At 37.2% G+C, this 25,861-nt stretch carries 23 protein-coding genes; 7 read left to right on the top strand and 16 right to left on the bottom strand.

Going from position 1 to position 25,861, the window contains the following annotated elements; all coding sequences use genetic code 11:
- Nucleotides 1-8 precede the first annotated feature (8 nt).
- The 6 genes from ACRD7B_RS13450 to ACRD7B_RS13425 all read right to left on the bottom strand — a co-directional run bounded on the left by ACRD7B_RS13450 (nt 9) and on the right by ACRD7B_RS13425 (nt 6,529).
- Nucleotides 9-617 (bottom strand): V-type ATP synthase subunit D, encoded by a 609-nt coding sequence (locus ACRD7B_RS13450; protein WP_430825089.1) that lies wholly within the window; start codon nt 615-617, stop codon nt 9-11.
- On the bottom strand, nt 617-1,120 hold the full coding sequence (locus tag ACRD7B_RS13445) for a hypothetical protein (protein ID WP_430825088.1): 504 nt from the start codon (nt 1,118-1,120) through the stop codon (nt 617-619). Before ACRD7B_RS13445 ends, ACRD7B_RS13450 begins: the two co-directional genes overlap by 1 nt.
- 2 nt (nt 1,121-1,122) lie before the next feature.
- On the bottom strand, nt 1,123-1,728 hold the full coding sequence (locus tag ACRD7B_RS13440; protein ID WP_430825087.1) for a hypothetical protein: 606 nt from the start codon (nt 1,726-1,728) through the stop codon (nt 1,123-1,125).
- A 107-nt stretch (nt 1,729-1,835) separates the two neighbouring features.
- A complete protein-coding gene (locus ACRD7B_RS13435) occupies nt 1,836-3,146 on the bottom strand; it encodes a V-type ATP synthase subunit B (protein WP_430825086.1) in 1,311 nt (436 codons plus the stop codon).
- A complete protein-coding gene (locus ACRD7B_RS13430) occupies nt 3,143-4,918 on the bottom strand; it encodes a V-type ATP synthase subunit A (protein ID WP_430825085.1) in 1,776 nt (591 codons plus the stop codon). The genes ACRD7B_RS13435 and ACRD7B_RS13430 overlap by 4 nt, the downstream gene beginning before the upstream one ends.
- A 348-nt stretch (nt 4,919-5,266) precedes the next feature.
- Complete coding sequence (locus ACRD7B_RS13425) at nt 5,267-6,529, bottom strand: cystathionine gamma-synthase family protein (RefSeq protein WP_430825084.1); 1,263 nt, start codon at nt 6,527-6,529, stop codon at nt 5,267-5,269.
- Between the two features lie 142 nt (nt 6,530-6,671).
- Here ACRD7B_RS13425 and ACRD7B_RS13420 point away from each other — a divergent pair, with 142 nt between their 5' ends.
- A complete protein-coding gene (locus ACRD7B_RS13420; protein ID WP_430825083.1) occupies nt 6,672-7,160 on the top strand; it encodes an Lrp/AsnC family transcriptional regulator in 489 nt (162 codons plus the stop codon).
- Nucleotides 7,161-7,169: 9 nt separating this feature from the next.
- Here the strand turns inward: ACRD7B_RS13420 and ACRD7B_RS13415 are convergent, their stop codons facing one another.
- Nucleotides 7,170-10,535, bottom strand: coding sequence for a ligand-binding sensor domain-containing protein (locus ACRD7B_RS13415; RefSeq protein ID WP_430825082.1), 3,366 nt, complete (start codon nt 10,533-10,535; stop codon nt 7,170-7,172).
- 415 nt (nt 10,536-10,950) lie between these two features.
- Here ACRD7B_RS13415 and ACRD7B_RS13410 point away from each other — a divergent pair, with 415 nt between their 5' ends.
- The 3 genes from ACRD7B_RS13410 (at nt 10,951) to selD (ending at nt 14,157) form a co-directional block, all read left to right on the top strand.
- Complete coding sequence (locus tag ACRD7B_RS13410; protein ID WP_430825081.1) at nt 10,951-11,991, top strand: GMP reductase; 1,041 nt, start codon at nt 10,951-10,953, stop codon at nt 11,989-11,991.
- Nucleotides 11,992-12,095: 104 nt separating this feature from the next.
- Nucleotides 12,096-13,124 (top strand): tRNA 2-selenouridine(34) synthase MnmH, encoded by a 1,029-nt coding sequence (mnmH, locus tag ACRD7B_RS13405; RefSeq protein ID WP_430825080.1) that lies wholly within the window; start codon nt 12,096-12,098, stop codon nt 13,122-13,124.
- A 1-nt stretch (nt 13,125) separates the two neighbouring features.
- Nucleotides 13,126-14,157, top strand: a complete 1,032-nt coding sequence (gene selD / locus ACRD7B_RS13400) for a selenide, water dikinase SelD (RefSeq protein WP_430825079.1) — start codon at nt 13,126-13,128, stop codon at nt 14,155-14,157.
- A gap of 16 nt (nt 14,158-14,173) precedes the next feature.
- On the opposite strand, the gene ACRD7B_RS13395 is transcribed toward selD, so the two are convergent.
- The 7 genes from ACRD7B_RS13395 to ACRD7B_RS13365 all read right to left on the bottom strand — a co-directional run bounded on the left by ACRD7B_RS13395 (nt 14,174) and on the right by ACRD7B_RS13365 (nt 18,510).
- Nucleotides 14,174-14,530, bottom strand: coding sequence for a hypothetical protein (locus tag ACRD7B_RS13395; RefSeq protein ID WP_430825078.1), 357 nt, complete (start codon nt 14,528-14,530; stop codon nt 14,174-14,176).
- On the bottom strand, nt 14,527-15,078 hold the full coding sequence (locus ACRD7B_RS13390; RefSeq protein ID WP_430825077.1) for an RNA polymerase sigma factor: 552 nt from the start codon (nt 15,076-15,078) through the stop codon (nt 14,527-14,529). Before ACRD7B_RS13390 ends, ACRD7B_RS13395 begins: the two co-directional genes overlap by 4 nt.
- A gap of 3 nt (nt 15,079-15,081) precedes the next feature.
- The gene (locus ACRD7B_RS13385) at nt 15,082-15,453 is read right to left on the bottom strand and encodes a DUF6249 domain-containing protein (RefSeq protein WP_430825076.1); all 372 of its coding nucleotides are present in this window, start codon (nt 15,451-15,453) and stop codon (nt 15,082-15,084) included.
- A 70-nt stretch (nt 15,454-15,523) separates the two neighbouring features.
- Complete coding sequence (locus tag ACRD7B_RS13380) at nt 15,524-15,736, bottom strand: immunity 17 family protein (protein WP_430825075.1); 213 nt, start codon at nt 15,734-15,736, stop codon at nt 15,524-15,526.
- 84 nt (nt 15,737-15,820) lie between these two features.
- Nucleotides 15,821-16,183 carry a hypothetical protein gene (locus ACRD7B_RS13375; protein WP_430825074.1) on the bottom strand — a complete coding sequence of 121 codons (363 nt, stop codon included), beginning with the start codon at nt 16,181-16,183 and terminating at the stop codon, nt 15,821-15,823.
- A gap of 135 nt (nt 16,184-16,318) precedes the next feature.
- Nucleotides 16,319-17,290: a DUF4412 domain-containing protein gene (locus ACRD7B_RS13370; protein ID WP_430825073.1), complete on the bottom strand. Its 972-nt coding sequence runs from the start codon at nt 17,288-17,290 to the stop codon at nt 16,319-16,321.
- A 164-nt stretch (nt 17,291-17,454) separates the two neighbouring features.
- The gene (locus ACRD7B_RS13365; RefSeq protein ID WP_430825072.1) at nt 17,455-18,510 is read right to left on the bottom strand and encodes a DUF3810 domain-containing protein; all 1,056 of its coding nucleotides are present in this window, start codon (nt 18,508-18,510) and stop codon (nt 17,455-17,457) included.
- A gap of 238 nt (nt 18,511-18,748) precedes the next feature.
- Between ACRD7B_RS13365 and ACRD7B_RS13360 the strand changes: the two genes are divergently transcribed.
- Nucleotides 18,749-21,130 (top strand): ABC transporter substrate-binding protein, encoded by a 2,382-nt coding sequence (locus ACRD7B_RS13360; RefSeq protein WP_430825071.1) that lies wholly within the window; start codon nt 18,749-18,751, stop codon nt 21,128-21,130.
- An 80-nt stretch (nt 21,131-21,210) separates the two neighbouring features.
- Here ACRD7B_RS13360 and ACRD7B_RS13355 read toward each other — a convergent pair whose 3' ends face one another.
- On the bottom strand, nt 21,211-21,549 hold the full coding sequence (locus ACRD7B_RS13355; protein WP_430825070.1) for a single-stranded DNA-binding protein: 339 nt from the start codon (nt 21,547-21,549) through the stop codon (nt 21,211-21,213).
- A gap of 170 nt (nt 21,550-21,719) precedes the next feature.
- Between ACRD7B_RS13355 and ACRD7B_RS13350 the strand changes: the two genes are divergently transcribed.
- Both ACRD7B_RS13350 and ACRD7B_RS13345 read left to right on the top strand, forming a co-directional pair.
- The gene (locus ACRD7B_RS13350; protein WP_430825069.1) at nt 21,720-22,076 is read left to right on the top strand and encodes a hypothetical protein; all 357 of its coding nucleotides are present in this window, start codon (nt 21,720-21,722) and stop codon (nt 22,074-22,076) included.
- Between the two features lie 144 nt (nt 22,077-22,220).
- The gene (locus tag ACRD7B_RS13345) at nt 22,221-23,390 is read left to right on the top strand and encodes an ATP-binding protein (RefSeq protein WP_430825068.1); all 1,170 of its coding nucleotides are present in this window, start codon (nt 22,221-22,223) and stop codon (nt 23,388-23,390) included.
- A 71-nt stretch (nt 23,391-23,461) separates the two neighbouring features.
- Here ACRD7B_RS13345 and ACRD7B_RS13340 read toward each other — a convergent pair whose 3' ends face one another.
- The gene (locus ACRD7B_RS13340) at nt 23,462-25,858 is read right to left on the bottom strand and encodes an ABC transporter permease (RefSeq protein WP_430825067.1); all 2,397 of its coding nucleotides are present in this window, start codon (nt 25,856-25,858) and stop codon (nt 23,462-23,464) included.
- Nucleotides 25,859-25,861 lie beyond the last annotated feature (3 nt).

Below are 25,861 nucleotides of genomic sequence, written 5' to 3'. Positions count from 1 at the left end.
TTTTGTAATCATGCCATCACTCCTTCCTTTTGACTGGTTTTAACTACTTTGGCTGTGGCAATTGTTAAACGCTCATCATCCTGTAGTTTTTGACCAATTTTGCGTATCGCCATTTTCGCATTCGGAATACGACGATTTTCGAACAACTTAATACGCGCACGTACATCCAAGAGTTCCTCTTCTAATAGACGAATCTGTTCATCCAGACATTCAATTTCAGCCATAAGCTGCAACTGTTCCTTCATTAACTCAATCGCATCGTCTACCCACAAAGGTGTATCATCCTGTATCGGCTCCACGTTAAAATCAACACCTTCGTATTGATCAACACGCACACCCGCCACATCAATATGTTTGGTGATAACCTCATTAACCGAAATAAACGATTTTATATCCACATGTGAATCGCTCATTACAGCTACCCATGGCTCTGCAGCTTTGTTGTTCTTGTCAATAACCTGGCGAATTTCCTCAATGCGTTCAGCAATTGTATTAATTGTTGACATCAAGGATTTCTCCATCGCTTCGAACAAAGGCAGCATACGTAGAGACACCTTCAGAATTTTCTTCTGGCGTGCACGCTCTGTTTTTGTATATTTTATTTTTACTCCAGCCATTATTCCTCCTTCTTTTTAGGTGGGTTAACAACCGATGCCAACACCTGTGCACCACATTCTTTATCAAAGGAGTTTAATCGATCTAATATCTGCAGTCGCAGTTTATAAATCATTACCTCCGTCAATGTAAACGCTTCGCCAGCCTGTATGGTATCCAGTTCTTCCCACTGCCAACGCATGATGAGCTTTTCGCGCTCCAATGGATTGGCATTAACAACAGCTAGTGGAAGTTGCGCCAGGTTGGGAGTTCGTCGTTGAGCTTTTGATGCTCTAAGCTCCGTCATGTCTTCTTTCGTTTCATCCAACATAACGGCAATGCTTTTCAAACTCACCTTCCCTTCCGAATCGGATGATTGATAGATATCAACCGGTTCGAGTTTTTTAAAGTGCTTTGCCGACAATTGACTTTTGGCATCTTCGGTAAACTCATCCATAGTGATGGGCGGTACCTGGCCAAACTTCAACGAAGGCAAACTACACATTAAATAAACCAAGTTTGACATGTTTAGCCCTCCTGGTTTTGGGTTATGCGCTCAACCAAATCTTTATTCAATAAAGTGAACATGGCTTGCTGTATATCACTATCGCTCAACACAAACTGAACACCACTATTTTCTTTTGACTGTATTATAATCTTAGCTTCACTATTGGCCAATGGCTTTAACTCCACTTGCTCTTTTAAACCTGCTTGAGCAATAAATGCCTCCATAGCCTTAAGGGTTTCAGCCGGTATTGATACCGTTTTCTGACCCTCAACCGAAGCAATAACAGCCTTGCTTAATTCCTGTAAGTACTGATCCTGCGTGAATAAACTTTTGCTTAAACCACCAAAAATCGACTCCATATACTTAAGAACAGCCACCTTAGTTGCCTCAACCATATCTCTCGAAGCTTGCTTTAAAGCTGTTTGCGCATTATTTTCTGCTTGCTCAGCTTTACTATTTGCCTCTTCAATAATAGTACGCTTTTGAGCTTCAGCCTCCGATACAATTGCTTCAGCCTGTTTCTTAGCTTCCTCAATAATGCGTTGCTTTTCAGCTTCACCAGCATCAATGCCTTGCTCCTTAAGCTTCGAAACTATCTTTTCAAGATTTTCTTTATTATCGTGCATTTCTTTCATTTTTAAAAATTAGTTTCAAGTATTCAGAAGTGAGTATCAAGACTAAAAACAGTTCTTAAAAAAGTCTTACTTCTTGATACTTTTATCTTACTACTTAATTAATTCTTATCCCAATATTCTTCAATCAGTTTTTTACTGAGGCCAGTTTCTGTTGGATCGAAATGGCGCTTAAGAATAGCCCAACATTTATCCAAAGCAGGCTCAAGCTCTATAGGTTCGCCAAAGGGCTCTTCAATATTGCTAATAAAGTCGCTACGGTAACGTAATAGTTTTTGCGAATAAGCATCGTTTGCAGCTCCAACTTCCGAAGCTTCATGTGCTTTCTCTGCATCGGCCAATAACGAAGCCATAGCCGTCATAATTGCACGGTGGTCGCTACGTGTTTTACCATTCACCCCTTGTTTCAAACGAGAAAGTGAACGCGCTAACTTCAGTTTACCATTTTCAAGGAAGAACTGTCCTTCGGTGATATAACCTGTATTATCAGGTACAGGATCTTCTAATGACTCAAGCGTTGTTGCACCAATAATGGTGATCGAACCAGCTCCTTCAATATCGGCCGCTACCTCGTATCTTTTGGCTAACTCTGAATATAAAGAACCAGGATATCCTTGTAATGAAGGAATCATATCCTGATAGTTAGCCACGTTACGTAAAATATTTGACCAGTTAGTCATATCAGTTAATAATACCAATACATCTTTTCCTTGATCTCCAAACTCACGCGCCACACTTAAAGCCACATCAGGAAGCATTAAACCTTTAATCTGCGAGTCACCTGCCAAGTGAGTAAACATGATGGTTTTATCAATGTTACCCGACTGAGATAGTTGCTCTTTAAAGTAATGGTACTCATCGAATTTAAGACCAATACCGGCAAAAATGATAACATCAGCCTGAGCTCCCTTTGCAATCTGCGACAGCAAACGGTTATATGGCTCTGTAGGTCCCGCAAAAATTGGAATTTTCTGCGATTTCACCAATGTGTTAAATACATCAATCATTGGAATACCCGTCCATAATGGCTGCTTTGGCACGTTACGTACAGTTGGATTTAAAGTATCTAAACGAGTAGAAACTTGCTTCTCGAAAATAACTTCTGGTCCACCATCTGACACTTCACCAGCACCATCAAAACTACGTCCTAACATTTTATTTGAAAAACCAGCTGTTAGCGGAATCTCGTGCATGCGAATTTTAGTCTTTGTACTTAACCCTGTGGTACCGTTAAACACCTGAAAACGTGTTGTATCTTCGGTGATATTAATCGCTTTAGCAAAAGAAAGACTTTGATTACTATCTGCCTCCAAAAGCTCAACAACGTGGTTAAGTGCCACTCCAGGATTACCTTCCACCGAAATAAGAGCTTTACCTACTTCGCTTATTTTATTTATTTCTTTTCTTATCATACGGCGTATTCCTCCTGTAAAATAAATTTATCCACTGCTAGCGGTAGGTTATTAATTTCCTCTTCAGATATTGCTGAATAGTTCCAAGCTCTCCACCACTGGCGCAACTCATCAAACTTATGCTTGATTAGCTCTTTTACCTGCTCATCATCCACATCTCCTGCCTGGAAATCTATTTCACTGCCAATTAAATTCTGAACAGCTTTATTAATTACTTCCAATCTTTCTGGACGTGTACAGGCATCATTTTTCTCAAATGCATCCTGCTGCATTACACAGAAGTCGATTGTTAAGCCTTTTTGAAACTGAACATAGTTAGCTACTGGCACTTTCTTTAATCCGATAGTACTTATGGTCTGATCAATATCATTGGCATCATTTAATATACCAAGCATCTTTTTGCGGTCTTCCCATGAAACAAAACCATCGTAAACCGATGTTGTATACACCAAAGGATCAATGGCCGGATACTTTTTAGCATCGGCACGATCCTGAGACAATCCCCAGAAACCACCTGTCGCATCCATGGTAGCTTGCGTTACAGGCTCCTGGAAGTTACCACCAGCTGGCGATACCGTTCCAATAAAGGTTAATGATCCACCAGTTCCTAAATCTTCACCAGCACGCTGATACATACCTTTAATCTGATCTGGAATATCCATTGGGAAGGCTTCCGGTCCAGGAATATCTCCCTGACGACCACTACGCTCGCGTAATGCCTGCGCCCAACGTGATGTTGAATCGGCTAACATCACCACTTTTTTGCCTTGGTAACGGTAGTATTCACCCACTGTTAAGGCAATGAATACAGAAGCTTCACGAGCTGCTACCGGCATCGAACTTGTGTTTCCGAAAATACACATGCGGTTCATCAAGGATTCACCTGTTGTTGGATCCTCCAACTCAGCAAACTCTTTAAATACCTCTACGGCCTCACCAGCACGCTCACCACAAGCGGCCATTATTATAATATCTGCTACTGCATATTTACAAAGCGAATGCTGTAAAACTGTTTTACCAGCACCGAAGGGACCTGGGTTACCAACGGTTCCTCCATAGCCTACTGGAGCTAATAAATCAATAACTCGTACTCCTGTAGAAATAGGTTTACTTGGAATAGCACGCTCCCTAAAAGGAATAGGAGATTTTACCGGCTGGCGAAAAGCCAACTGCAACTCATGCTTTTTATTAAGTTCATCAACTATTACAGCTACTTGCTGAACAATATTTACCGAACTTTTTTCGATAATACTTTCGATCTTGCAAGTACCGAATTTAAATGGCACTAAAATTTTATGGTCAACATTACCTTCCGGCACGTTTCCAATTACGTCGCCACCAGTAACCTCATCACCAACTTTTACACTTGGCGTAAAATCCCATAAAACTTCCTCATCCAAAGCAGGCGCATTCATTCCTGGCTTAAGGTAATGGTCCTCTTCACTCAATTTATACAATGGATTCTGTAATCCATCCCATACACTTGTCAGAAGACCTGGCCCTAATAATACAGACAAAGGTGTACCTTTAAAAACCACTTCGTCACCAATCTTGGCACCGGTTAAGTCCTCAAACACCTGCATCTCTACAATACCTGCATCGGCATTTTTAGGATCGGGCTGAATCTGCAAGACCTCTGCCTGAAGGAATTTTCCATCAACGGAAATCTCAGCAGTCTCCCCCATCACCACGTCATCAAAAAATCGGGCTTTCACCAACGAATCTTGAATGGAGATAAGGTTTCCCGTCCTCTTTTTATTGATATCGTTCATAATTTATATATTAATTCTTATTCATTATTCTTGAGACTCATCCAACTCACCACAAGCTATGCTGTGATTAATTCCTTCATATCATTTTCATTAGGGTGTCAAATATAGATTATTGTGACCAATTCAACAAAGTAAACGTTTGTCTGTACGGTTTTGTTAAAATGATTTTAATCATGATTTACACGAAGATAAAAGGAGTATTTTAAATTTCAGTATTAAATAAACTTAAACAGATAAAATAAGGTTTAAAACAGTCAATATTAGGAACCAACCTTAAAAATGCAAAAAGCCCCGCAAAAAGCGGGGCTTAGCAAAACATTAACCATAAAAACCAAATTCAGACCATTCTTAACAAACGGCCGAACTATTCGCCTTCTTAACCACTTCAAAGGCGTTTGCTATTTGATCTATCAAATCCTGAGGATTCTCTAGCCCTATACTTAATCGAACCAAAGACGGAGAAATACCTAATTTCAATCTGTCTTCGGGCGACACATCAACATGTGTCATTGTAGCAGGATGCTCTGCTAAACTCTCGGTAGAACCTAAGCTCACTGCTAATTTAAACAATTTAAGATTATTAAGAAACATAAATGCTTCTTTTTCACCACCAACAATGTCAAAGGCTATCATGGAACCAGTTGACAAGCATTGGCGGTTAAAAATATCTTGTAATTCAGATCCCTCTTCCAGGAAACCCAAATAGTGCATTTTCTCCACTAAAGGATGATCTTTTAAATAATCGGCAACAATTTTTGCACTTTTTGCCTGTGCTTCCATGCGAATTTTTACTGTCTCAAGACTACGTTGCAGCAACCAGCTTGAGTTTGGATCGAGCTGACTTCCAAAGAAAGTTCGCATCCCTTTTATCTGAGCAATTAATTCAGCTGAACCTGTGCAAGCTCCAGCAATTACATCGCTATGACCACCTATGTATTTAGTGGCTGAATAAACTACTAAATCGGCTCCAAACTCCATCGGATGTTGAAACACCGGTCCTAAGAAGGTATTGTCAACTGCCAATACACATTTTTTATCATTCGTACTGAAATATTTAGCAACTCGCGATGCCATTTCAATATCGATTAAAGAGTTGGTTGGATTACCAGGTGTTTCAACATACACCATTGAAGGTTTCTTACCTGGATAGGCTTTCTCAACACGATCAATAATTACATCTTCATTTTCTCCTTTAACGAAACCTACAACTCCAATATTGAATTGAGGCAAAACATGGTGAATAAAGTGATCGGTACCACCATACACCGGCGATGAAAACAACAATACATCACCCGGCTTAACAAAAGTCAATATAGATGTTGAAATTGCTGCCATACCACTCGAAAAGAAAGCGCCAGCCTCGGCTTCATCCCATGCTGCCAATCGCTTTTCAAGAATATTCATATTAGGATGATCCAAGCGAGAGTAAATCATTCCCATTTCTTCACCTTCTTCTTTCTCACGCAAACCATAAGCTAGCTCGAAAAAAGCTTTTCCCTCTTCACAATTATTAAATACAAAAGTTGAAGTTTGATAAATTGGACATTTAGCAGCTCCCTGATGTTCGTGAGCATCATATCCTAAGGTCATCATTAAACTTTCTGGTTTCATATCTTCACCCTTCTTGGTTCAACTTATTTTCAACAAAAATACGAATATGTAGATTATTATACCAGTTAAAATATAAAATTCAGATTATAATACTTTATATTTTAAAAATATTAGTAAATTTACCTCACAAAAGCTCAATAACATGAAAGCCAAAGAAAAATTTTCGCCCATCCAATTAGATGATACAGATAAAAAGCTTCTAAAACTCTTACAGCAAAATGCCAAGATGACCACAAAGCAGTTGTCCCATCATCTTAATTTAAGCATTACTCCAGTATTTGAGCGCATAAAGCGTTTGGAACGAAACGGTGTTATTGAAAAGTACGTAGCATTGATAAATAAGGAAAAAGTCGGAAAGAATTTGGTTGCCATTTGTAATGTATCATTAAAAGAACATTCGCATGATATGATACAAGCCTTTGAAACAAGCATCAATCAACTACCTGAGGTTCTAGAGTGTCATCATATTGCTGGTATGTTTGACTATATGCTAAAGGTAATTACCGAAGACATGGAAACCTATCACCACTTCATCTACAATAAATTAGCTTCGGTAAATAACGTTGGTAACGTACAAAGCTCCTTTGTAATGCGTGAAATAAAATCGGGAACAGCTCTGTACTTTGATTAGGAGAGTTTACTAGTTTAACAAGTCAATGTGAAAATAAAAAAGAGACCCCTTACCAAGCTCTGACTGCATGCCAATACTTCCACCTAAAATTTCAACCAGATTTTTGGTTATGGTTAGGCCTAAACCATTGCCACGATAAATATTCTTAACTGTATTTTCAACTTTCAAGAATCGTTCGAATATTCGCTTCTGATGCGCTCTATCAATACCAATACCTGTATCTTCCACAAAAAAGCGTACACGCGAATTCTCAATGGTAAAACCTAACTTCACATGTCCATTTTCAGTAAATTTAATGGCATTACCTACTAGGTTGTTTAATATCTGCTTTAAGCGAAAAACATCGGTGCAAACATGAACCTCTTCATCTGGCATATCTATTAACAATTGTACTCCATTTTTCTTTTTAAGGATTGGAGATGCCTGAAAACTCACATGAATCATATTTACCAATTCATTAACATTAATGTTTGATAAATTAGTTTTCAATTGCCCCGATTCAATCATCGAGATATCAATAATATCATTCAACAGATTAAGCAATTCATCACCATTGCTTTTTATAACCTGAGCATATTCCATCCGCTCCTTAGAGTCCAAAGACGAATCCAACAATAATTCGGAAAAACCAATAATGGCATTCATTGGTGTGCGAATTTCGTGACTCATATTGGATAAGAAGGCCGATTTAAGCTGATCAGACTCTTCTGCTGCCAGCTTTGCCTTTTCAAGCTCTGATGTTCGCTCTTTCACTTTGACTTCTAACTTACCTGCAAAATTCTCCAACTGACTCTTTTGCTTGGCTATTTCATCTCTTTGCTTATGAGCAATATTTCTCTGCAATTCCATCTCTTGCGTTCGCTCAACAATCGTTTCTTCCAACAGTTGCTTATCGCTACTTAAGCGACGCATGCGCACCCTTATGAAAAGATAAATTAAGAATACGCCACAAAAAACCATTAATAATATAAACCAAAACTCCTTCCATACCGGAGGGTTAATCCGAATATCAATTCCCTTAACATTATCACAAATAAATCCATCTGAATTTGTTGAACGCACTTCCAAGCGGTAATCGCCCGGATTTAAATCAATAAATGTCAGGTATTTCTGACTCTTTAGTGGCACCCAATGCTCCGATTTTGGAAGCATTCGATAGAAATACTCAATCTTTTTAGGATTTTCATAATCCAGGGCAGCAAATCGTAAAGTAAAAAAACGTTCTTTATAGGTAAAGGCAATACGACTGGCCATAATCAAGGATTTTTCAATTACCACATCCGACCAATTAGCTGTGTCACGCGCCGAAATGTCCATACCAAACAACTGCAAACCTGTAAAATATATTGGTGGCGAATAAACTGAATGGGTTACACTATCAGGATGAAAAATATTAAAACCATTTAAACCTCCAAAAGCCAATCGATCATCACTTAAGCGAAATGATGCCGTATTGAATTCGTTACCTTGCATGCCATCATGACCGTTAAAGTTGGTGACCTCATTTGTTTTAAGATCAACACGACTTATTCCCTGATTAGTTGAAGCCCAAAGGTTCTGATTATGATGATACAACTGATATATATAGCTATTATTTAATCCGCTTTCGTCATCAAAGTGTACAAGTACTTCCATACTATCTGACAAACAATCAATACCAAGACTGGTGGCTACCCATAAATTACCGCTTTCATCTTCCGTTACTTTCATAATGATGCTCGATGATAAAGATTTGTCATCGTCTACCTCATGATAGTATTTTTTAAAATCATTGGTGTTATAGTTGAATTTATTCAAACCAAAATCAGATGAAATCCAAAAACGACCTTTACTATCCTCATAAAAATCCCAAATGGAATAACTACTAATGGAACCTTCATTATCATATGGCATGAAACGCGTAAAAGTCTCTCCATCTGCATTCATATAACAAGCACCATTGGCCGTACCAACCCACAAACGATTCAACGAATCTTTCCCAAAAGCATACACATGATCATCGTTAATACTCAATGGGTTCTCATCCTCGTATCTAAAAGTTTTCTGAGCCAATGTCTGCGTATCATATTTAATAAAGCCATTGGATGTGCCAACATACATATACCTTTCTTCATCGTAATACAAGGCCCACACAGACATATCTTCACCCTGAGAACAAAGCTGTATTCTTTCATATTCTGACTCATCGAGTCGGCACTTGGTAAGCCCATCAATTGTTCCTACCCATAAATTACCTTGATTATCTTCTTCAAAAGCAAATACAGAATTACCGTGAAGACTTGGCTTATCGGGCACACTATAATAATGCACAAATGGATTTATCTTTACATCCATTAAAATCAAGCCCTTTGTACGTGAACCAATCCATAAACCATCACGCTCGTCCCTGTATAACTTCATGATATTATCATCAGGTAACGACCACCTATCGTATTCACTATGGCGTAATTGCTCAATTACCTCGTAAACATCATTTAAATGAATTATACCATTTCCGGCAGAAGCAACCCAATAATCATTTTCACTTCCATTAATTACATCGTTAATAGATTTACCTGGCAACAATAATGATTTAAATAATTTTGTCTTTGTGTCAAACTCATACAAACCTCCTTCTGTAGCAAGCAATAAATTACCATCCTGAGTTTCGCATATATTATTAATATAATTATGAGTTGAAAAACTGGCCTTCTCTAATACATTCCTATATTGGATAAATGATTGCGTTTCATCATCAAAATAATATAATCCTTTCCCATAGGTACCAAACCACTTCTTATTATCTGATGTTATTAAAATTGTGGTAATAGCCTCTTTAGGGACAGAATTTGCCTCATCGCCATTATCGTAGTTAGTAATAATTTCAGTATCCGGATCTAAAACACTAATACCGTGCGTTGTTGTAATCCATACTTTCCCTTCCACATCCATATCCAATGCATAGGTAAAATCTGAAACGATAGTGCCCGGAATGGTGTCGAACACATAATGTTTAAAAGTTTCCGACACCTGATCAAACACGCTTAAGCCGCCACCATTTGTGGCTATATAAATCTTGTCGCGCTCAACATCTTCTAACAAATCAAAAACAAAACCATTAATTAACGAAAACTCGCCTCCGCCATTAGCTTCAAATACTGTTACACTAACCCCATCGTAGCGGTTCAAACCATCGCTGGTTCCAACCCAAATAAAACCACGCTTATCTTTTAAAAGGCTTAATACTGAGTTTTGTGAGAGGCCATCGTCAATAGAAAAACGGTTAAAAGTATAATTACGCTTTTGAGCACCCGCATTATTAACAACCGATAATAGTATTAGAACCGCTAATAACAGTTTAAAGGCAATGGTGTATGTTCTCTCAGAAATGTGCAATTTTTAGACTTTTGTTTACATGAATTAAATAGGGTGCGCTGTTTTTAACAGAGAACAATAATAGTTATTTGAAATTTTCCTAGCAACCTACTTATCAGCTATTTTGATCATTTTATCAAATTAAATATGTAAAACAAAATGACCAATCACGCTAAATGTTTTCCTTTTGCTTATTAAAAAAACACTACCAAACCACTAAGGTCTTGACTTTTTTCTATTCACATAATCGCTTTATACAATTGCCACCAACCGACCTATCAGTTCAATCTACAAGTAGCAAATAAATAATACTTCCACACAACAATAGGAATATGCTTATCTCTGAATGTCAATAACAACATTTAGTCGAGCCACAGTTATTTCATTTAGTTAAATCCAAACGATTTGTTAATTTTGAAGGTAAAAAAAAAGATTTATGAGGATAGAAAACGAAATTAAGTTGGGGTTTAAGGATGTGATGTTTCGTCCTAAAAGATCGACATTAAAGAGTCGCTCACAGGTAAATTTAGAGCGAACATTTAAGTTTATGCACTCCAATAATGAGTGGACTGGCGTTCCAATAATGGCAGCCAATATGGATACCGTTGGCACATTTGAAATGGCACTTAAGTTAGCTGAGAAAAAGATTTTCACTGCCGTACACAAGCACTATAGTTTTGAAGAATGGAACGACTTTTTAGATAAAGCATCAGGCGATATCGAAAACTACATTGCCATTAGTACAGGAACCGGCGAAAATGATTTAGATAGAATTACCAAAGTGATTGATGCTCATCCAAAGCTAAAATTCATTTGCATTGATGTGGCCAACGGCTATTCCGAGCACTTTGTTGCCTTTGTCAAAAGCACACGTCAGCGATTCCCTGACAAAGTAATATTAGCTGGAAACGTGGTAACCGGAGAAATGGTAGAAGAATTACTATTAGCCGGAGCCGATATAATAAAAGTTGGTATTGGCCCGGGTTCAGTTTGCACTACGCGTGTAAAAACTGGTGTTGGTTACCCGCAATTATCTGCTATTATCGAATGTGCTGATGCTGCTCATGGCTTAGGTGGACAAATTATCAGCGACGGTGGCTGTGCCATTCCTGGTGATGTGGCGAAAGCATTTGGTGCTGGTGCCGACTTCGTTATGTTAGGAGGCATGTTAGCCGGTCATGATGAAAGTGGTGGTGAGATGATTGAAGAGGATGGTAAAAAGTATAAGCAATTCTATGGTATGAGTTCCGCAACAGCTATGGAAAAACATGTTGGTGGCGTGGCTAATTACCGGGCAAGTGAAGGAAAAACAGTTAAAGTTGCTTACAAAGGAGCCGTTGAAAATACTGTTCAGGATATACTTGGTGGTGTAAGAAGCACCTGCACCTACGTTGGTGCTCAACAACTAAAAGAACTAACTAAACGAACTACATTTATTAGAGTAGCAGAACAAGAAAACAGAGTTTACACTCAATAATAACTTCTTTCTTAAGTCCATACTCACCTTTCCATTTCGAGTGTGGACTTAATTATTTTAAATATTTTTCATTTCACCTTCAAGTAAATATTTACCTTTGGCACATGCCACAAGACATCAGTATTGAAACATACCTCAAGCAATACCAGGACCTAGCTCTTATAGATGTTCGCTCTCCAGGCGAATTTGATAAAGGCCACATTCCGTCTGCAATTAACATTCCTTTATTCAGTAACGATGAACGAGCGCATGTTGGTACTGTTTATAAGCAACAATCGAAAGAAAAAGCCATTGAGTTAGGATACACCTATGTCAACCCAAAGCTAGAGGATTTCATTTCACAATCTTTAAAGGCTGCATCTAATAAAAAGGCGGTGATACATTGCTGGCGAGGTGGTATGCGCAGTCATGCTTTTGCACAACATTTAAGTGACAATGGATTCGAGGAAGTATACGTCATTAAACATGGCTACAAAGCCTATCGACGCTTGGCACTAAATAGCTTTGGTGATCATCAGATTAAAGTGCTTGGAGGTTACACCGGCTCAGGAAAAACACATATTCTACACCAAATAAAAGCCCGAGGTAAGCAGGTACTGGATCTTGAAAAGCTCGCCAACCATAAAGGCTCAGCTTTTGGAAGCATTGGTCAGGATATGCAACCTAGCACCGAACAATTCGAAAACAATATTTATTGGCAATGGCGATTATTTGACAAAACTAAACCCGTTTGGCTCGAAGATGAAAGTCCCAACATTGGCAATGTTAACATACCCATGCATCTTTTCAGGAAAATGAGAGAAGTACCATTGATTTTTGTTGACATTAAAAAAGAAGAACGTGCCAATCATTTGGTTGAAGAATATGCCGATAAAACACATCAAGAGAAATTAATTGATAGCGTCCAACGCATCAGTAAACGGCTGGGACACGAAGCTACAAGCAAGGCATTAAACAACCTGAAACAAGGCAACTACTACGACGTTGCATTACTGACCCTAAATTATTACGACAAGTATTACCTCAGAGGTATGAACCGACGAGACGCAAAAAAAATAAACATTCTAAAGCTGGATACGATTGACCATGCAAAGAATGCACAACTCATATTAGAATTCGCAGATACCATTTAAGATGACCGATATAAAACTCACACAATATAGCCATGGAGCTGGTTGCGGCTGCAAAATAGCTCCTTCTGTTTTAAGTACCATTTTAAAAAGTAACATTACTCCCAGCTTTGATGAAAAACTGATAGTGGGTAATTCGAGCAGAGATGATGCCGCGGTTTATGACTGGGGAGATGGAAGTGCCCTAATTAGTACCACCGACTTTTTCATGCCCATTGTAGATGATCCTTTTACCTTTGGTCGTATTGCAGCTACCAATGCCATTAGCGATATCTACGCCATGGGTGGTAAACCAATATTAGCCATTGCCATACTTGGCTGGCCTATTGATAAACTTCCCGCAGAAGTGGCCTCACAAGTGATGGAAGGTGGCCGTCAAGTATGCAAAGAAGCAGGCATTATATTGGCTGGCGGACATAGTATCGACAATCCGGAACCAATTTTTGGTTTGGCTGTGAATGGTAAAGTTGAACTCGATCAGCTAAAACGTAACGACACAGCTACAGAAGGCTGTGAATTATTCTTAACCAAACCTCTTGGGGTTGGTATTTTAAGTACGGCTCAAAAAAAGGGCTTGTTAAAAGATGAGCATGCTACTATTGCTCCCGACTTGATGTGCCAGCTTAATAAGATAGGTACAGAACTAGCACAGTTTGATGGTATTAAAGCCATGACTGATGTAACTGGCTTTGGATTAATTGGTCACCTAAGCGAAATGTGCGAAGGCAGTAGTTTATCAGCTACCATTGAATACGACAAGATTCCTAAAATAGACGTATTGGATTATTACATTGATAAGAAATGCATTCCGGGAGGTACTACGCGAAATTGGTTATCGTACGGAGAGCATGTTAATCTAAAGGATGAAGCCTGTAAAAATATTCTTTGCGACCCACAAACAAGTGGCGGTTTATTAATAGCTGTAGAACCTAAGGCCATTGAAGAAGTGAAAGCTTTTCTTAAAAAAAATAATTTAAGCACGATCTCATTTGGCAAACTTACTAAAGCAAGTGATAAATTGATTAAAGTAATTTAGAACATCGGAATAATAACTATTTAACTCGCTTAGTTCGGCTTTGAGCACTTTGTTTAATCATGGCGTCGAGTTGCCATATAAACACAAATGTTATAACCAATAATATTGGTATCTGTATCAATTGAATGTCTAAGCCAAAGAAATTACGCTTAATTAAGGGTAATAAAATGGTTGCCAGAATACCAAAGAGTGAACCAATGGTAAAAAACAACCACGACAATCGCATGTTTTTTCCAACGCTTTTTTTCCAACTTGATTCAGAAGCAATACGACTCATCAAGCGAGATTCGAAATCAGAGAATGGCATTTCAACCTTACTCTGCTCCATCATTCGCCTGAGCTTATCATCTTCAAATGGTTCTTGCTTCATCATAATATTGAATTTACTTCAGTTTTTAAAAGTGCATTTATCAAGGTGTAGAAACGCTTACGTGCACGGTGCAATATAACTTTCACATTACTCAACGACCAGCCCGTTACATCTTGTAATTCCTCCATCGACATCTCTTGTAAATAGAATAAACGCAAAGCTAAACTCTCCTTGGGAGGCATCTGCTGTAGGGTTTCGTTGATGTAATAACTTTGCTCATCTTTACTCAATGGCTCAAATGAGTCATCCGACAAAACAGTCTCTGCATCATCAATAGACTCGTAGGATAACTTCTTTTGTTTATCCAAACTACGGAAAGCTTTGTTAATAACAATGCGATAAAGCCAGGTGCTAAATTTTGAATTCCCTTTAAACGAATCCAATTTATTGTACACATTAATGAATGCTTCCTGAACAACTTCCTCAGCTAAGAATTCATCTTTCACAACAGATATGGCAACAGAATAGGCCATGTGTTGGTACTGCCGGACAAAATACCGGAAAGCCTCCACATCGCCATTCTTAACTTTTTCGATGTATATATCATCCATCAACTATACTTCAGTTGATTTAGGTTTATCTACATAATGTGACAACATCATTCCTATACCGCCAAAAATAAAAGTGGTGGCAAAAACAATTCCAGGTCCAACATCTTCCATACTTCTTTCTAAGCCAGGTAATGATATTACAAATAAGCCAATTCCTAAACCAAAACCTAAGCCACAAAGCAATAATCCAAACTTCATCCAGGGAAAAGAAAAACGCTTTTTGCTTTCCTTTTTCGCAAAAAAGTTAGCGGCATCAGCGCCTTTTTCTATTAACGCCAAGCGTTCTTTATTTCGTGCTTGTATGAAGAAATACCAAGCAAAAAAAGCTGCTGCAAATAAACCTAACCAGATGAATGCAATACCAATCATTTCCATAATTCTATCGTTTTGTTTGTCGGTATGATACAAGTTGCAATTAAAAGGTTACATCTGGTTCTAAAAAATATTACCCTACATCAATTCTTCCGTTCAGAACCATCCATGCAAAAAAAACAAACAACAGTCCCAAGACAGCATATAGTATACGAGCACCGTTTCGTCCCATTAACTTAATCATGGTTTGTGCCCGGCGCTGCTTAAAGTACCAATCCCAATTTGTTACTGCTGCTATAAATATCAAGGCTCCAAGAACCAACATCAAATAATAAAGAATAGACATAAATCAACTTTACGATTAATAATAGTAAATACGAAAAAAGGGACCTAAGTCCCTTATATTTTAAAACACAATATTATGCATTTATTAGTTGGCAGACAACCAATCTTGTGCCACCATTATATTTTCAAACGAACGAATATCACGTCCCGTTAATTTCATTATACCATTATATACAATTCGCTGCAAACCACCTAAACCAACAACAGCACTGGCTTTGATATAAGGTTTATTTCCTTTCAGAAAATCGGAAAACACATTTTTAATTTCGCTATTAAAATGCATTCCTGTTATGTTCGAAAGTGTTAGAACCGATTTTTCAGGCTGACTTCGAATGTAATTAGCACTTTCTTGAACCATGTCTTTAACCGCTTCTACCTCTATTAAATCAGAGAAATTCATGTAGAAAAAAGTCTTGCCATTGTAGTTAATAAATTCAGGTTTTCTCATTGATTCGATATTTGACGATTTTTATTCACAGACCACCACTCAGGGCTTTTAATATAATAACAGTTTAAGAAACGCAAAAACTTCTCAGGAAGTTTCACATTTAATTAATTAAATTACTTAGAATCAATCTATATTCTATTCCTTTCCAATATCTTCTGGCAATTGTATGGTTCCAACATTCGTAATTTCATAACTAGACATCGGAAATGTAGTATTCTTCGATTGATTAATATCAACTACTGTGTATGTATGTTTTTCACCATCTGCCTTATCAACACTTTCACTTTCCATCAAGAAACCTCCCCAAACTCCATTTGAATACATTGATGACCGAAACATGGTTGTCATGAAATCTTTACTATTCCAATCCACATCTTTGGTTATCCAGGAATTAGCTTCCGAATTTTCATCTTCATAACGGTACTCTTCGCACTTATAACCAAGTATTGTTTTTGTTCTACCTGTCTTAGTGAGATGTGGATTATATTCTTCTACCTCTCCTTCATCAAACACATCATTACTTTCTTCATCTTCCCACGATGATGCATCCATAAAACCATTACCGCCATACACAACTCCAGTTTTCTTACCATTATCATCTGACAAAATAATACTAGCCTCGTTCTTGAAATCCATTATAATGATGCCTTTATCATTTTTTGTTTTTGACTCAAGCTCTCCAGATACAAATTCATAGGCAAATGACTTATCACCAGCATTAGCATAAATTTTCATCACACCATCACTTTTTAACGTACCTTCCTTGGAGTAAGTTTTCATATTCATTGTGATGGAAGATTGAAAGGTATAACTATCCTCAAAAGTAGCGGGCTCAGACGAAACACCTGCTTTTTTCATTAAAGCATTTAGGTCAAATGATTCTGATTGAGATGACTCTGTTTTCTTTTCATCTTCCATTGATTTTTCGGCTTTTTCAAAAGCCTCATCTAATTTCTTTTCTGCTTCCTTTTCAGCTTTTTTTTCGGCAGCAGCCTCTGCCTTCTTTGCTGCTTTTTCGGCCATCTTTTCTAAAAAAGATTGACCATGGGCTGGCACTACTATTAACGATGCGATAAACAGACTTAGACAAAATACGATTCTATTCATTAGTTTGGAGTTAAAAGATTATTCTTTTGATCTTGAAAATACCATGTTTTTTAATGATATTCAATTGCATACAAAAACATAAATCACAAAAAAACTAACGTTCAAAAGAAAGAATGGTGTATTGGTGTAACTAAATGTAAGCTTAATAAAAATCGAGAAATAATTTAATGATTAACAGTATTATAAAAATCCATAACATGTTTCACCACACCATCGTAATCATCAATGCCTCCCTCAACTTTATTTGTTTTTAAGTAAGCATCGTTCACCTTATGGGCCACCTCCTCCACTTCCCTATTCATTAAAGCTCTCCAATGTTTTATATGCCGCCTGTAATCAGCTTTTACCTCAGGGCGAATCGTCTTAAGAAGCGCTTCGGCACCATCCAAATTATAAACGTGAGGCAGAAAATAACCCAGTAGATGAAGATGACCACTGTACTGAATGCGTTTATCTTTTGTTTGGCTACAAACATACCAGGCATAGAAATTGGCTTCAGATTCATCAGTTATGCCATAACGATGGGCTAATTCATGCGCTAAAATAGCCGGATATTCCATTGGGAGTAAATACGCATTCACATGAACCTCACTAAAAAATGGCCCATAATATCCACCTATGGTGGCAGCTGCAAAAAAGCGACTTAAGGTAATATTTTTGGGTCGGGTTGAACACAAGTCAGCATCAATCTGTAAAAAGTCAGCCTGAAGGGCATATTCTTTTTCTATAAGCTGGCAGAAAATAGCGTATTCAGTACTATCAAGTTGCGAATAAGTCTGATTACATTCGTTAATTAATTGCCTAAACACGTTCATTAATTCGACACTATCCGTTTTAGCTTCCACAAAATTCAAACGTGTTTCTAAATCATTTCGGTAATAATTAAAACCCCAAAACCAATAAAAACACACATATACCAAGGCCAATGTGCCAAGCCAATGAAGCAATACCTTCTTCCATCTAATTCGTTTAAAAATAGCCAAAAGTGGAAGCAGCATTAACCAGGTAACCATTAGGGCATAGAAAGCATCATCTAGAGAAAAAGGAAGCCGGGTACTAAAAAAAGAAAGTAGTTTGGCAATAGTTGGATACATGCCTTGACTATATGTGCGCTCTATAAATTCAGGGTACAAAGCCGCCAGCTCAGTTAAAGCAAAAGTTGTTAGGGTCAACAATAAATAGACAAACAAACTTAAATATGTATTCTTTTTTACTTTCATTATTCTACTTTAAGCATTTTAATCCCCTGCTTTTCAAATGTAAACTTAATGTTCCCAAATCACCTAATTCCATACTAACTATTTACCCAGATTACACCTGTCTTTACGCTTCAACTACAGATAAAAAACAATACTACAAATCCTATCAACATAATATAGACCCATTCTACCTTAATTAATTGAAGATAAAGAATAAAAATCTTAGTACATTTAAAGTACTTTATTAAACCATTCCATTATGCCTAAAGTTTTGTTTCGCTTATTAATAGCACTTTGCATTTTTTTCGCAGCAACGATACAAAATGCGTATTCGGCAAAATTAGACTCGGTAAAAATTCAATTAAAATGGAAGCATCAATTTCAGTTTGCAGGCTTTTATGCAGCATTAGAACAAGGTTTTTATTCAAATGCAGGACTTGATGTTACACTTATTGAGGGAGACAACCACACAAATACTATCGAGGAAGTAATATCGGGCAGAGCAAACTATGGCTTAGATTCTCCAAAATTACTGATCGCTCGCACCCATGGTGTGCCGGTAGTAGCAATGGCAGCAATCTTTCAGCATTCGCCCGAAGTATTAATAAGCACCAAGGATAAAGAAATAACCAGCATTAATCAATTAAAAGGTAAGAAACTTATCCTTAGCGAATACGGCATTGCTTCAACCCAGGCCATGTTCAGAAAACACAACATAACTGTTGACAGCATGCAAGTTCTTTCTGGTGGCAACTATAGAGACAGTTTATTATTAGGAACGGTGGATGCCATTGACGACTATATTATTGATGCCCCATACTTAATTCAAAAAGCAGGTAAAGAAACTGTGATTTTTAAACCAATCGATTATGGCATTGATTTTTATGGCGATATATTTTTCACATCAGAAAAAGAACTAAAAAACAATAGGCAACGTAGTAGACTCATTCACGAGGCAACAATTCAAGGCTGGATATATGCCATGAATAATAAAGAAGAAATCATAAACTTAATTCTGGAGAAATACGATCCTTCGCTTAGTAGAGAAATGTTAGTTTACGAAGCTCAACAAATGGAGGATTTATTAATGCCTAAATTGGTTAGGCCAGGGCATATGAATATTGAGCGTTGGCATCACATAGCTGAAACATACCAATTACTGGGTTTGATTGGAGACGATTATTCACTTGATGGATTCTTACTCTCGCACTACATCAGCGAATCGGATAAAACTTTACGAAAATGGATTAGGATTATTCTTGCAATATTAGGCATCACCTTGGCCATTTTAACCTTATTAATTAGTTTTAATAGAAGGTTGAAAAAAGCTGTGGAATACAGAACAAAAGAGCTTTCTTTATTCAATCAGAATCTGCAAAGTAAGATTGAAGAACGCAATTTATTAATGCAATCTTTAGAAACCAGCGAAGAGCGTTTTAAACGCCTCTTCGAAGATGCCCCCATTTCGCTGTGGGAAGAAGATTTTAGTGAGTTAAAAAAAACAATTGATAAATTAAGATTGAAAGGCGTTAGCAATTTTAGAGAATATCTTAATGATAACCCTGAAGAACTTGTGAACTTAGTTCGAAAAATACGTTTTATTAACCTCAACAAAACAACTTTAAAATACTTCAAAGCCAACACTAAAGAAGAATTACTTAACAACATTCAAAAAACCTTTTTCCCTGGTTCTCTAAACTCATTAAAAGAAGGTATTGTTGCTTTTTCCGAAGGCAAGTATTTTTATAGTTCACGCGATAAACAATCAACGCTTAAGGGAGAATCATTGCACGTTTCGGTAAATGCCAAAATAATGGCAGGTCATGAACATACCTGGGAGAAGGTACTGGTTTCGTTATTAGATATTACAGAATTAGTTCGGCTCACCAAAGATTTAGAAAACACAAATGTGGAATTAGGAACTGCCAAACAAAAAGCTGAAGAAAGTGATCGACTAAAAACTGCCTTTTTATCAAACATGAGTCACGAAGTTCGTACTCCAATGATGGGCATACTTGGCTTTATTGATCTATTAAAAACAGGTGATGCTTCGCGAGAAGAGGCAATACATTTTTTACAACTCATTGAAGAAAATGCCATTCAACTGCTAAATATCATCACCAATATTGTTGAGATAAGTAAAATGGAGGCCGGGCAAATTAATGTGGAGTACAAGCCTATCGACCTAAAGGATTTTATTAGTCATATAAAAGATGTTTTCACGCTCAAATTAAAAGAGCACAACAAGAGTAAGCTTCAACTCGTTTATCACATTGATGAGGGCATTCCTGAAAAAATGACCATTAAAAGTGATGAAACAAGATTACGACAAATTATATCTAACCTAATTGAAAATGCCATTAAATTTACATCAGAAGGAAGCATCACACTAGGTGTAAAAAAATCTGACACAGCGGAACAACTACTTTTGTTCTATGTCGCAGATACCGGAAGAGGAATTAACGACGAGCAAAAAGAAAAAATATTTAATCGCTTTTACAAAGAAAATAGCCCAAACGGGACCGGTCTTGGACTCTCAATTGCGCAATCTTTAGTTAATTTATTAGGCGGATCAATTGAAGTAGAGAGCTCTATTGGCAAAGGCTCTACATTTAAATTCACCCATCCTATAAATAATTAAACAACATTTTATTCTGTCATAAAAAACCACCAAAGCATCCTATTCTGCTTTGGTGGTTTTCTTGAATACTTAAGTACTACCTATTTCTTCAATCCCGGATAAACGACATAACTACCCAAAACAATCTCGGTAAAATAACGCGTCTGTTGGTTTTTATCCTCGTACTTACGATGCGTTAATCGTCCTTCAATCGCTACTTCATTGCCTTTTTTCAGGTGTTGCTCTGCAATTTCGGCCTGCTTGCCCCATGCAATTATCGTATGCCATTCTGTTTCGGTACGTTCCTGACCATTAACCCCAAAAGTTTCGTTGGTAGCCAAAGAAAACTTTGCCATTTTACGTCCGTTATCAAATGATTTAATTTCAGGGTTCATTCCCAAATTTCCTACTAACTGTACTCTGTTCCTTAAACTAGCCATGACTCTTTGTTTTAAATGAATAATAAATTGATGAAACAAAGTTGCGTCAAGTCGTCTATTCAAGTCGGTTTTTAAATATTTAGAGTCATTTAAGTTTCGTTTAAAACCGTTTGTAATTACTTAAAAACGTTTATATCTTTATGTATGTATCACTTACAAAAAGCTAACTGATGTCTGAAAAACGTTTATGCCCGGTGTGTAAGGATCCAATAATTGGGCGAATCGATAAGAAATTTTGTTCCGATCAATGTCGGAATAGTTTTAATAATCGCCGCTATAGCAGTGATAATACCTTGGTACAAAAAGTTAATCGTACACTAAAAAAGAATTACCACATTCTTCAGTCCCTAAATAAAAGTGGTAAAAGCAAAGTAAAGCGATCAAAACTACTCCAAGAAGGTTTCGACTTTTCTTACTTCACCGGTATCTATACTACACAAAAAGGTGCCTGTTACCACTTGTGTTACGACCAGGGCTATCTACCATTAAGCGATGAATTGTATTTATTAATTTATTGGGATGCGTAGATAAGTGTATTTCATTGTCGATTAAAAATAATTCACATTTAAGATAATTTGCAATAAAAATTAAGATAGTTTGCAGTTGAAAGTAAGATAATTTGCAGTTTGATTGCAAATTATCTTATATTTGCATGGCTATACTAAGGACAAATGTGGATTTCGAGACAACATATTGCTAAAATAGAAAGAGCCATCAATTCAAGACCGGCTGTGCTTTTAACAGGAGTAAGGCAAAGTGGAAAAAGTTCTTTGCTAAAGAAACTATTACCGCAAGCCGAATACGTTACACTCGACAGGGTTGCCCTAGCCGAAGAAGCAGAAATAAATCCCACGCGATTTCTGAAAAAATTCAATAAACAAACCATTATTGATGAAGTACAGTATGCTCCATCCTTATTTCGTGATCTAAAATCACTTATTGATGAAAATAGAAGCTTAAAAGGCAAATGGATTTTAACCGGCAGTCAGCAATTTGCATTAATGAGTGGCGTACACGAATCATTGGCCGGTCGTATACGCATTATTCACCTAGGCACTTTAAGTGCCAATGAACTAAATGCCACTAATTTAATAAAGAAAAAACGCGATCTAATATGGAAAGGTGGCTTTCCGGAGATATGGGCTGAAAAGCTGGACGCAGAAGAATTTTTTGAAGATTATATACAAACATACCTGGAACGTGATTTAAAAGATGTACTCAACATTACTAACTTAAGGGATTTTAGACGCCTACTATCGTTGCTAGCATTGCGCTGTGGTCAGCTACTCAATTTCTCTACTTTAGCTAAAGACATTGGTGTATCAGTAAACACCATTAAATCATGGGTAAGCGCACTTGAAGCATCAGGGCTGGTGATACTACTACCCCCTTACTACAACAATTTAGGTAAGCGATTAATTAAAGCTCCCAAATTGTATTTCTGCGATTCCGGACTAGCAGCTGCATTATTAAACATCAACTCACTTAAAACACTGGATAATTCGACACACAGTGGTCATTTATGGGAGAACTTCGTTTTTGCGGAGTTCATTAAAGAAGGCTTCATAGCCGGCAAAAACCTATTTTATTATCGCGATCAAAATAGCGTTGAAATCGATTTTATTGTTGAAAAAGACGGACAAACCCATTTAATAGAAGCCAAAGAAAGCGAACGCCCCGATAGGAAAAAACTTAATTTTAAGAAGGTAGCAAAACTGTTTTCGGAGGATGTGAAATGCATATTAGCCTGTGGTATTGAAGAAAAAGGCCGATTAGATTTAACTGATTTTTCTGTTTACAATCCTTTGTATGGATTTAGTTTATTTGATAAAAAAAATTAGTTCGCTTGCTAATTTCACCAGCCCATTAACGAGTAATAAACAGATCAATAATTGATTTCGTTCGATAAAAGTTACTCATAACGCAATGCTTTTACAGGGTTTTGCCTAGCTGCCCACCAACTTTGCCAGCTAACTGTAATCAAGACTATAATCAAAGCTAAAAAACCAGCTAGGGCAAATATCCACCAACTTAGGTCGGTTTTATAAGCGAAATTATTTAACCACCTGGTCATAACTAAATAGGCTATTGGGCAAGCAATAACAAATGCAATACCTACCCATTTTATAAAGTTTCGATTAAGCAATAATAGAATCTCAGAGACCTTAGCTCCATTAACCTTTCGAATTCCAATTTCTTTAGTTTTTTGTTCGGCAGCAAAAATTGATAAGCCCAAAATACCCATGATCGCTATTATAAGTGCTAAAACACTAAACTTTACGATTAAGTCGTTAAGTCTTGTTTCATCATTATACACTTGCTTTAATTTATCGTCAAAATAAGCAAAAGAGAAAAACCGCCCTTGTCTGTGTTTCATATAAATGGATCGAATAAAAGCAATGGTTTGAGCTTTATTATTTGGGCGCATCTTGACATTCATTGTCATAATATTCTGCGGGTCGTTAAGCATTACCATTGGGCTTACCTTTCGATGAAGCGGTTGATAATGGAAATCATCAACCACACCAACAATCACATAATCGCGATTAATTCGTCTACCAATCGGATCATCCACATTCATTTGACGAGCAAAAGACTGATTAACAACAACTGGCAAAGTAACTTTGTGCTGCTTATTGTTTTTTGCAGTTTCAAACTCTTTCCAATAGTCAGCATACGATTGTCGCAAAAATTCTCCTTTAACCACTTCAAGTTCATATGTTTTGGCAAAATCACTATCTACAAAAAGCATACAAGCTTGTATAGTATCATTACTATTTATCCCCGACAATGAAAAGCCTTGTTTCCAACCGAGATTAATAGGGGCTTGCGTACTAGCTGATGCACTAATAATATTTGGATGACTTAGCAATTCATGCTTAAAACTACTCGACGAATACCACAAACCTGTAGGAATCACCACTACGTTATTTTTATTTAGTCCCAGATTATAATTATTAATATAATTCATCTGCCGTGTAATCGTTATGGACGAAATCAATAACACAATGGCAATACTAAACTGAATAACTACTAATAACTGGGCATATCCAGCTCTACCATATGTAGTTAGCTTGCCTTTGATCGTGTGGATAGGATTAAACGAAGTAAGATAAAAAGCTGGATAAATACCTGAAACAACACCAGTGATAAGAACTAGCAATAGACCAGTAAAAAGTAAAGCAGGAGAAAACGTAATTGCCAATGTTTTACCGGTAATTCCCTCAAAACAAGGTAACATAATAACAGTGGCAATAATAGCCAGAACAGTAGCAATGCTAGTTTGCATCAATGATTCAAGGATAAATTGAACGACCAACTGTTTTTTGCTCGAACCATTAACCTTACGTACACCTATTTCTGTTGCTCGCTCCGATGCGCGAGCCGTTGTTAAGGATGCAAAATTCAATGCCGCCATAGCCACAATAAGCATTGCTAAACCTGCAAATATCCATACATATTTTACATCACTAATGTGCCTGTCGTAAAGATAAGTATCATAATCTGTATACAAATGAATATCTGCAATTGGTTGAAAAGTAAGTTTCTCCTGGCGATATGCGTTTTCCTGCACATGGCTGCTAATTTGTTTTAGGAAAGACTTATCGATATTCGCATCGGCTTGCAGCATGATGTATGTATGACAATGTGCCGAGATACGCCACGAATGGCTCGTATGATTATAATCCACCATTGCCTTATTTGATTGAATAAATCCAAAATCAATATGACTTTGCGCGGGTATGTTCACCACACCACCAACTGTAAAAATCAACTCCTCGTATTTATCGCTTATCAAAGTTTTTCCTAAGGCTTTATCATCGCCAAATAGCTTGCGGGCTGTTGCTTTTGACAACACCACTTTTAAAGGATTATCTAGCGCAGTCAAGCTATTACCTTCAACAAAATTAAAACCCTGAAATACTTGAAAGAAGTTGTCATCCACCCAAGCTCGTCGTGCCTCGATCTTTTTCGACTCTCTATTCAATTTCAAGGGCGAATTTTCAGAGCTAAAACTAATATGCGTAGCTGTTTCAATCTGTGGATAGCTATCTTGTAAGCTACCAGAAAGAGCCGTATAACTGCTCGCCGTTTTCTCTAAGTTTCCTTTGTTATTCCTTAGCGACAAAACCCTATAAATGCGTTCATAATTAGGATGAAACTTTTCGTAACTAAGCTCATCAAGCACCCAAAAATAAATAAGTATACTCGCAGCAATACCAATTGCAAATCCAAAAATTGAGATGAATGAATAAATTGGCTTCTGCCTAATACTTCTAAGCAATACCTTACTATCGAATCGGAACATAAA

The sequence above is a fragment of the Carboxylicivirga fragile genome (assembly GCF_050589805.1).
GTDB classification, from domain to species: Bacteria; Bacteroidota; Bacteroidia; order Bacteroidales; family Marinilabiliaceae; genus Carboxylicivirga; species Carboxylicivirga fragile.
The sequence above is the reverse complement of the archived record's forward strand: the minus strand, read 5'-3'. Positions and strand labels throughout refer to the sequence as shown.